The organism is Exilibacterium tricleocarpae, from assembly GCF_007004655.1.
Taxonomy (GTDB): Bacteria; Pseudomonadota; Gammaproteobacteria; order Pseudomonadales; family Cellvibrionaceae; genus Exilibacterium; species Exilibacterium tricleocarpae.
Genome location: NZ_ML660127.1, coordinates 1 through 10,000, shown reverse-complemented (window position 1 = coordinate 10,000; position 10,000 = coordinate 1). Strand labels below are relative to the sequence as shown.

Annotated in this window: 2 protein-coding genes; both read left to right on the top strand. The window is 58.3% G+C overall.

All coding sequences use genetic code 11. The features are described from left to right. Positions 1 to 18: 18 nt before the first annotated feature. Positions 19 to 3,213: an SDR family NAD(P)-dependent oxidoreductase gene (locus FKG94_RS28115; RefSeq protein WP_142930280.1), complete on the top strand. Its 3,195-nt coding sequence runs from the start codon at positions 19 to 21 to the stop codon at positions 3,211 to 3,213. Between the two features lie 2 nt (positions 3,214 to 3,215). Further along, positions 3,216 to 10,000: type I polyketide synthase (locus FKG94_RS28110; RefSeq protein ID WP_142930279.1), on the top strand; the 6,785-nt coding region annotated here is incomplete at its 3' end.

Here is a 10,000-nt window from a genome sequence, read left to right as displayed (position 1 = left end):
CGCCATGTGCAGGCGCCGGTGGACTTTGCGGCGGGGATGGCGGCGTTGTCGGCGGCGGGGGCGGATGTGTATCTGGAGTTGGGTCCGAGCCATACGCTGGTGGGGATGGGGCGGGCTTGCGGTGTGGAGGCGCGGGCCTGGTTGCCGAGTCTGGTGCGCGGTAGCGATGCGGGTGCAAGCTTGAGTGAGGCGGTGGCGGGGTACTACGCGGCGGGCGGCCAGCCGGACTGGGCGGCGCATTACGCCGGGCGCGGCTGCCGGCGTATCAGTGTGCCGACCTATCCGTTCCAGGGCAAAGACTATTGGTTTGAGATGAGACATCCAGACGTTAATGCCAGCAGATCGCCGGCGGCAGGCTTCTTGACGATTGCGCCGGCTATGAAAATCCAGGAATTCAGAGTGGCCGATTTGGTTCGCTATGGCTTAACCAATCATAAAGTCTACGACCTTCCCGTTTGTCCTGGCGCTTTTCTATTGAGTCAGTCGCTTTGCTTCTATCGATTGACTCACGATATAGCTACCGGTGACAACCTGCTGGTTGCTGAGAACACCTTGTTTAAACGACCTTTGTTGTTGGACGATTTAGATCTGGTTGTGCAATTTCAGTTACAGCAACAGCACGGCTTTGCAACGCTAAAAGCCTTTGCCCAAACAGGACAAAATGAATGGGACGAATTCTTCCGGATCGACAAGCTTTATCACAAAGTCAATGACGGAAAGAAATCGCCCGATGTTTCCAGCCCCTTCAATGGGGCAGGAGTGACCGACTATGGCGAGCGTGAAGTATACGAGATACTGGGACGTGCGGGGCTGAATGTCGATGGCGACTACCTCTCGCTGGCATCCCTATCGACATCCGCTGCCGGATTTCGGGCAACAGTAAATAGTGCCAGCCCTATTGTCGTTGGTGATCCGGGCGCGCTGCATCTATTAATAGATGGGATATTGCAATCTGCAGTTTTTTGTCAGGTGCTCGCACGGCATAAATCTGATGATAGCTTATCGGCCCTGTACGTGCCCTTTGCGGTTGAGCGTTGTGAAATTCACCCGCAGCTATTTAATCGGGAACTGGCGCCGGCTGTTGAATGCCGTGGCAGGGCCAGTGATCCGCACTCCAAAGGATACCAAGAGACCGATATGCGTCTGACCTCTGCGGGGGGAGACGACCTTTTAAGCCTGCAGGGTGTATCGATCAGTAGGGTCTCGGATAACACCCTGATGAAGAGCGACATTGTCCATGGTATGTCTGACGCTTTCAGCATTGAGTGGCGTAAGCTGAGTTTCCCCAACAATCTCAATGTCGGGCCAGGAAAAATTGACGGTCTATGCTTGCTGTTTGCCAATACCGGTGAGAAGAGTGAATTATTGAAATCCCTGAACTCGGTGTTTTCTGATGTTCTTGTTATCTATTATTCCGAACAATTTCTGTGCAGTGACGGTGAAGTTCACCTGGATATCTATCGGGGTGAGCACTGGGATACCCTGGTCGGACAGTTAAAAGATCGTGTAAGTTCTTTGCGATGTGTAGTAAACACCTGGTGTTTGCCGGATGGCGTTATGGGAAAAGGTGCCGATAGTTTTGCAGCCGGCGACTTTTTGATGCGCGGTCCAAAATGCCTGTTTCATTTTATCCGTGGATTAAGTCGTCTTTCGGATTCAGCGGGTTGGTATGTTTCTCTTGTTTTTGTAACAAAACAGGGGGTGACTTACGATAAAGGTCTGTTAACTGATAATCCACAGCCGGGGTTTGTTAGCGGTTTGGTCAATGGCCTCAACCAGGAGTACACATGGTTCAGAGCCGCTCAGGTCGATTTGCCCGAGTCGTGTTGCAATGCGGACCTCGGTCGGGCTGAACCAGTGTTTGTAAAAACGCTCTATTATCTGCTGCAGCATCATGCGCAAAGTACTTCTGGATACTTGCATTCGGCGCTGGCAATCCGTGATAGCTGTGTTTTTGAGCCTGACTTATTCGCCGAGAATATACATTCGCCGCCAGTTGATCGTTTTTTACCAAATGAGTTGTTTATCGTAACCGGCGGCACTGGTGATCTGGGTGTTGTCACCGCGCAGTGGCTGCTTGGCCGTGGTGCAAAAAAAGTCGCCCTGCTACAGAGAACAGAGACTGACGCAAATAAGCAAAAAGTGATCTCTAAATTAGAGGAAAAGGGTTGTGAGATCATAACAGTCGCCTGTGATATTCGCTCTAGAGACGAAGTCGAGAATGCTGTAAGCGGCCTGGTTGAAAAGCATGGTTCCATAAGCGGTGTTGTTCACGCGGCAGGTATATTGACAGACGGCTTAATAGCCAATGCCAAGTGGGATGACTTCGAGCAGCCCTTTACAGCAAAGTGTCGTGGAGCGATAAATTTAATTCATGCTCTCAAAGGAGTGAACCTCAGGTTCTTTATCTCTTACTCCTCCATATCCTCATTGGTGGGCACGCCAGGCCAGGCGAATTATGCGATGGCGAATGGTTTCCTCAATATGCTTGCCTGTACGCAAGGCTACGACAGCCTGCATTTGAAATCCATTAACTGGGGTCCCTGGGAAAACAAAGGTATGGCCCGCAAAGAGGGTGTATTGGAAAACTTTAGAGATAGATTTGGGGTTTTGCCTGTAGATGTCGATTATGCCTTTAATGTCCTCAATCATGTTGCCGGCAGTGAGTCTGGCAGTGTTTTTATTGCTGCCAGGTTTGATGAACGATTCAAGGCGGATAAAAACTTAGTGCCGCGGATGTTTGAGGGAGTTTTTAACAAGTATGAAGACAATGTGGTTGCAACAGGCGTGAGCGAGCCGAACTCGGGTCCATCAATCGATAATGAGCGGCAATTGAGCCAGGCAATAAAGCGTATCGTCACCGAGGTAATGAAACTGGACAGTACTTTCCCGCTCAGTGAAAGCCAGACTTTACAGGAGTTGGGTATGGATTCTGTTATGGCGCTGGAGTTGCAGAGAAAGATTGCAGCGTCGCTGGATATCAGGCTGCCGGCATCGCTTTTTTTCGATTACCCGACAATTTCTGAAGCGAGTCGCTTTATATTCAAGCGCTATTTTCTCAAAGAGAATGACGGTAAAACGGGTACAACGGTAAGCGAGGCTGAGAGCGCGACGGAAAACTGGGACGAAGACTCGCTCCAGCACCTTTCTGATGCTGACCTGAGCAGGATTTTGGCGGAAGAACTTGCCGATATACAGTCGTTAGGGAACTGATCATGAACGATAAGCGTGGCGATGCACGCCAAAACAACTTGTTGGCCGATGCGGTAGTGCAGATAAAGAAATTGAAAAGCCGGGTTCGCGAGTTGGAAAGCGCCCACCAGGAAGCTGTGGCAATCGTCGGCATGGCCTGCGTGTTTCCAGCCGGTATGAACGGGGTAGAGGAATACTGGGAAGGCCTGAAAAGTGGTATTGATGCCATTGGTGAGATGGGTAACAGACGCTGGAATATGAATCAGTTTTACAGCCCCAATCGCGGCGACCGCGGCAGGATGTATACCTCGCGCGCGGGATTGATCGACGGCATCGACCTGTTCGATGCGGAGTTTTTCGGCATAGCCCCCCGCGAAGCCGACAATATGGACCCGCAGCAAAGGATTTTACTGCAAACCACCTGGCGGGCGCTGGAGTCCGCCGGTATTGATCCCGCCGGCCTGTTAGGCAGCGACACCGGGGTTTTTGTCGGTGCCATGAACCGCGACTATGTCGAGTTGCAGTTATCGCTGGGTGCTATCGATGAGATCGGTGGTTATTTAAGTTCGGGCAATATCAGCAGTGTGCTGTCGGGCCGAATTTCATACCAGCTGGGTTTGAAAGGACCGTGTGTGTCACTCGATACGGCGTGTTCGTCGTCACTGACCGCGATACATCTGGCGGTGATGAGTTTAAGGCAGGGAGAGTCTTCGATTGCGCTTGTCGGTGGCGTTAATGCCATTGTTTCGCCGGCCACAACTATTGCCGAATGCAAGGCGAACATGCTGTCACCGGAAGGTCTGTGCAAAACATTCGATGCCGCCGCCGACGGTTACGTGCGCTCGGAGGGCTGCGGCATGCTGGTACTCAAGCGCCTGTCCCAAGCGTTGGCCGACGGCGATCCCATTCGCGCCGTGATTCGCGGCAGCGCCGTCAACCAGGACGGGCGCAGCCAGGGCTTGACCGCGCCCAACGGCCCCTCGCAGCAGGCGGTGATCCGCGCGGCGCTGGCCAAAGCCCGCGTCAGTCCGGCGGCGGTATCCTATGTCGAAGCGCACGGTACCGGGACGCCTTTGGGCGACCCGATCGAAGTGCAGGCGCTCGACGCCGTGTACGGTGGGGAACGCCGCGAGCCCTTGTGGCTCGGCTCGGTAAAAACCAATATCGGTCACGCCGAATCCGCCGCTGGTGTGGCCGGGCTGATCAAAGTGGCGCTGGCGCTTGAGCATCGCCAGATTCCCGCCCATTTGCACCTGCAGGCGGTGAATCCCCATATCCCGCTGGATGCGCAACGCCTGCGCATTCCGCGCAGCATCACACCCTGGGACGCCGAACAGCGCCTGGCCGGTGTCAGTTCGTTTGGTTTCAGCGGTACCAATGCCCATGTGATTCTGGAAGAAGCACCGCCGCGCGAGCGGCTGGCAGCACAACATCCGCCCCGCGAACCGGCCGTGTTGTGTATCTCCGCAAAAAATCCCGCCGCCCTGGCGGCGTTGCGCGAGCGCTATCTGACTTTCCTGCAGGAGACACCGGAGCCGGCGATCGGCGATCTCTGCTACACCGCCGCGGTGGGCCGCAGCCATTTTCCCTACCGGCTCGCGGTGACCGGCACGACAGCGACACAACTGCGTGAAGCCTTGTCGCAGGCCGAGTTACCGACTGCGCCGGCCTCGTCGTTGAAAGTCGCGTGGCTGTGCAGCGGCCAGGGTTCCCAGTATGCGGGCATGGGGAAACAACTCTATCAACAGGAACCGGTGTTTCGCGCCGAGATCGATCGCTGCGCCGACCTCTTGGCCGATGAACTGGACCTGCCGCTGACCACCCTGCTGTGGGGCGAGGCCGGCGATCGCCTGGACGAGACCTGCTACACCCAACCGGCATTATTTGCGTTTTCCTACAGCCTGGCACAGCAGTGGCGGGCGTGGGGTGTGGAGCCGGCGCTGCTGTTGGGCCATAGCGTGGGTGAATATGTGGCGGCGTGCCTGGCCGGGGTGTTCAGCCTGGCCGATGGCCTGCGGCTGATTGCCGCGCGCGGGCGGCTGATGCAGGCGCAGACACCGGCGGGCCGGATGGCGGCGGTATTGGCTGACGTGGCGGTGGTGCGCGAAGCGTTGGCGGACGAGCCGGCAACAGAGATCGCCATCGCCGCGTACAACGGCCCGCACAACACGGTGGTGTCGGGCGCACCGGCGGCCGTTGAGCGGGTGATGGCCTGTTTGGAAGCCGACGGACACCGGGTGCAGGCGCTGGCAGTCAAGCGGGCGTTTCACTCGCCGTTGATGGCACCGATGCTGGCGGCGTTTCGTCGCGTGGCCGAGAGCGTGACCTATCGCGCGCCGGCGGTGGCGATGGTCTCCAATGTCAGCGGCCAATTGGAAACCCGGGCGCTGTGTGAAGCGGAGTACTGGGTACGCCATGTGCAGGCGCCGGTGGACTTTGCGGCGGGGATGGCGGCGTTGTCGGCGGCGGGGGCGGATGTGTATCTGGAGTTGGGCCCGAGCCATACGCTGGTGGGGATGGGGCGGGCTTGCGGTGTGGAGGCGCGGGCCTGGTTGCCGAGTCTGGTGCGCGGTAGCGATGCGGGTGCAAGCTTGAGTGAGGCGGTGGCGGGGTACTACGCGGCGGGCGGCCAACCGGACTGGGCGGCGTACTATGCCGGGCGCGGCTATCAGCGTATCAGTGTGCCGACCTATCCGTTCCAGGGCAAAAAGCACTGGCTGAAAGGCCACACGGTGGAAGCGGAACTGGCGCCTGCCGATGTGGTGGCCGACTGGTTTTACCGGGTGGACTGGCAGCCGCAGGCGGCACACGCGGAGCGGGCGGTACAGGGTCGTTGGCTGGTGTTGTGCGACCGCGGGGGGATTGCGGCCCATGGTGTCGATGCTTTGGGCCAACAAGGGCTGGTTGCCGATTGTGTGATGGCCGGCGGCGATATCGATCCGACGCAGCCGGCGGCGTTTGAGCGGCTGCTGGCCGAGCGGCCGCCATACGCCGGTATTGTCTACGCCTGGGCGCTGGACTGCACGGCGAACGATCAACTCGACGGCGAGCGTTTGCAGGCGGATGAAGCGCTGAGTTGCGGCGGTCTGCTGCACCTGGTGCAGGCGTTGTTGCAGCGCCCGGCGGTCCGGGAGGCGAGCGCGCCGCTGTATATCGTGACCCGGGGTGCGCAGGGAGTGGCAGCGGATGCGGCGGTTTCGGTCAGTCAGGCGCCGGTGGTGGGGATGGCGAAAGTGATTGCGACGGAGCACCCGGAGTTGCACAGTGTCAGTGTGGATCTGGCCGGCGGTTCTGTCGAGGCGGCGGGCGAGCAGTTGGGGTGGTCGCTGTGTCGCAGTCTCCCGGGTGAATGCGTAGCGCTGCGGGGCGAGTCGGTGCTGTTGCCTGCTCTCGCCCGCCAGAATCTTTCAAAACAGTGTTGGCAGCAAACGCCGACCGCCATGGACCCGAATGGACAATACCTGGTGGTGGGCGGCGCCGGCGCCTTGGGTTTGAAGGCTGCGGAGTGGTTACTGAAAAGAGGCGCCAAATATCTATGGCTAAGCAGCAGAACAGGACAATCGAACGCTGAAACGGATTGCTTAATCGATACTTATCCAGACGCTGAGATTGCTATTATCAAGTCCGATATCAGCACGCCCGCATGTGTGCGTGAGTTTATCGCAAAGCTGCAGGAAAACGATCGAGAGCTAAAAGGTATTATTCATGCCGCCGGCGTTTTAGACGACGGCACTATCGCTACGCAAACCTTTGCGCGCTTGCAAAAAGTGACGCGGCCGAAGACCCAGGGTTTATGGAACCTCCACAGGCTTGCTGTGGAATTGAAAAACGAACTGGATTTTTTCGTCGCTTTTTCATCTATTGCCTCCATTGTCGGTACGGCGGGGCAGGTTAACTATGTTGCCGCCAATGCTTTTGTGGATGCCTTGGGTTTTTTGCGCAATGCGCAGCACCAGACATTCTTATCGATTAACTGGGGAGCCTGGTCGGAAGCGGGCATGGCGGTATCGAAAGAAGCCCGGCAGAATTTAAGCCGCAACCAGATCTTCCTGCCGATTAAACCGGACTACGGTATCGAGGCACTTGAGTACCTGTTAAAGAGCCAGTCACATAGGGGTATCGTTGCGCCGGTGAACTGGGAAAATTTTGGTGATTTTATCAATGTTAACTCGCTGGAATCAAAGCGCCATTTTCTCAAAGCGTTTATCCAGGAGGGCGATGTTTCTCCCGATACGGTATTAGCGGTTGAGTTTGCCAAGCTGAGTGCGCCGCAGCTAAAAGAGAGGCTGAAGGAAAAAATAACGGCTATCGTTCGTGACGTAATGGGGTTGGATGAAAACGATGAGCTGGACCCCGACCGGCCCCTGCAGGAAATCGGGCTGGACTCCCTGATGGCGCTGGAACTGCGCAATGCCATCAATAGACTGGTGTCGAAAGCGCATCCCGTCTCTTTACTGTTCGATTATCCCTCAATTTCAAAGCTCTCCAGTCAGCTCGCCACTGAAGTGTCCCCTGTGGATGAGCGGCGGGAGTCCGTTGCTGGGCTGAGCGGTGATACCGATGATATCGCCATTATTGGGATCGCCTGTAACTTTCCCGGTGCGGCCTCCGATATCGGGAAGTACTGGCGCCTGCTGGAGCAGGGCGAATGTGGTGTCGAGCCGCTGGAAAACAAGCGCTGGAGCAAAACCCGGTATTTTGCTGCCGAACCGCAGACAGCCGGTAAAACTTATCTTAACTTTGCCGGTTTGTTAAACGGCGTGCAGCGCTTTGACGCGGACTTCTTTGGCCTGTCACCCATTGAGGCTAAATATCTGGACCCGCAACAGCGGTTTCTGTTGGAAAACAGTTGGGCGGCAATTGAAGACGCCGGTTACTCCCCGAAAGATTTTGCCGGTAGCAGGACTGCGGTTTATGTCGGCCTGATGGCCGGCGATTATGCCTTTTTATGGCAACAGCAGGGGCATGAGGAAATGGGGCCTTACCTGGCCACCGGGAATGCGTTAAGTACGGCATCGGGTCGGATTTCCTATGTGCTGGGTCTCGAGGGGCCCAGTTTGTCGATTGATACCGCTTGCTCTTCATCCCTGGTGGCCGTTCACCAGGGGTGTCAGGCGATACTGCACGGCGAGGCCGAACAGGCTTTAGTGGGCGGTGTAAATTTATTGCTCCACCCAACCAACAGCATTTCATTGTCGCAGGCCGGCATGCTGTCACCGGAAGGTCTGTGCAAAACATTCGATGCCGCCGCCGACGGTTACGTGCGCTCGGAGGGCTGCGGCATGCTGGTGCTCAAGCGCCTGTCCCGGGCCTTGGCCGACGGCGATCCCATTCGCGCCGTGATTCGCGGCAGCGCCGTCAACCAGGACGGGCGCAGCCAGGGCTTGACCGCGCCCAACGGCCCCTCGCAGCAGGCGGTGATTCGCGCGGCGCTGGCCAAAGCCCGCGTCAGTCCGGTGGCGGTATCCTATGTCGAAGCGCACGGTACCGGGACGCCTTTGGGCGACCCGATCGAAGTGCAGGCGCTCGACGCCGTGTACGGTGAGGATCGCCGCGAGCCCTTGTGGCTCGGCTCGGTAAAAACCAATATCGGTCACGCCGAATCCGCCGCCGGTGTGGCCGGGCTGATCAAAGTGGCGCTGGCGCTTGAGCATCGCCAGATTCCTGCCCATTTGCACCTGCAGGCGGTGAATCCCCATATCCCGCTGGATGCGCAACGCCTGCGCATTCCGCGCAGCACCACACCCTGGGACGCCGAACAGCGCCTGGCCGGTGTCAGTTCGTTTGGTTTCAGCGGTACCAATGCCCATGTGATTCTGGAAGAAGCACCGCCGCGCGAGCGGCCGGCAGCACAACATCCGCCCCGCGAACCGGCCGTGTTGTGTATCTCCGCAAAAAGTCCCGCCGCCCTGGCGGCGTTGCGCGAGCGCTATCTGACTTTCCTGCAGGAGACACCGGCTTTCCTGCAGGAGACACCGGAGCCGGCGGTCGGCGATCTCTGCTACACCGCCGCGACGGGCCGCAGCCATTTTCCCTACCGGCTTGCGGTGACCGGCACGACCGCAGTGCAATTGCATGATGCGTTATCGCAGGCCGAGTTACCGACTGCGCCGGCCTCGCCGCCGAAGGTGGCCTGGCTGTGCAGCGGCCAGGGTTCCCAGTATGCGGGCATGGGGAAACAACTCTATCAACAGGAACCGGTGTTTCGCGCCGAGATCGATCGCTGCGCCGACCTCTTGGCCGATGAACTGGACCTGCCGCTGACCACCCTGCTGTGGGGCGAGGCCGGCGATCGCCTGGACGAGACCTGTTATACCCAACCGGCATTATTTGCGTTTTCCTACAGCCTGGCACAGCAGTGGCGGGCGTGGGGTGTGGAGCCGGCGCTGCTGTTGGGCCACAGCGTAGGTGAATATGTGGCGGCGTGCCTGGCCGGGGTGTTCAGCTTGGCCGATGGCCTGCGGCTGATTGCCGCGCGCGGGCGGCTGATGCAGGCGCAGACACCGGCGGGCCGGATGGCGGCGGTATTGGCTGACGTGGCGGTGGTGCGCGAAGCGCTGGCGGACGAGCCGGCAACAGAGATCGCCATCGCCGCATACAACGGCCCGCACAATACGGTGGTGTCGGGCGCACCGGCGGCCGTTGAGCGGGTGATGGCCCGTTTGGCAGCCGATGGACACCGGGTGCAAGGGTTAGCGGTCAAGCGGGCGTTTCACTCGCCGTTGATGGCACCGATGCTGGCGGCGTTTCGTCGCGTGGCCGAGAGCGTGACCTATTGCGCGCCGGCGGTGGCAATGGTCTCCAATGT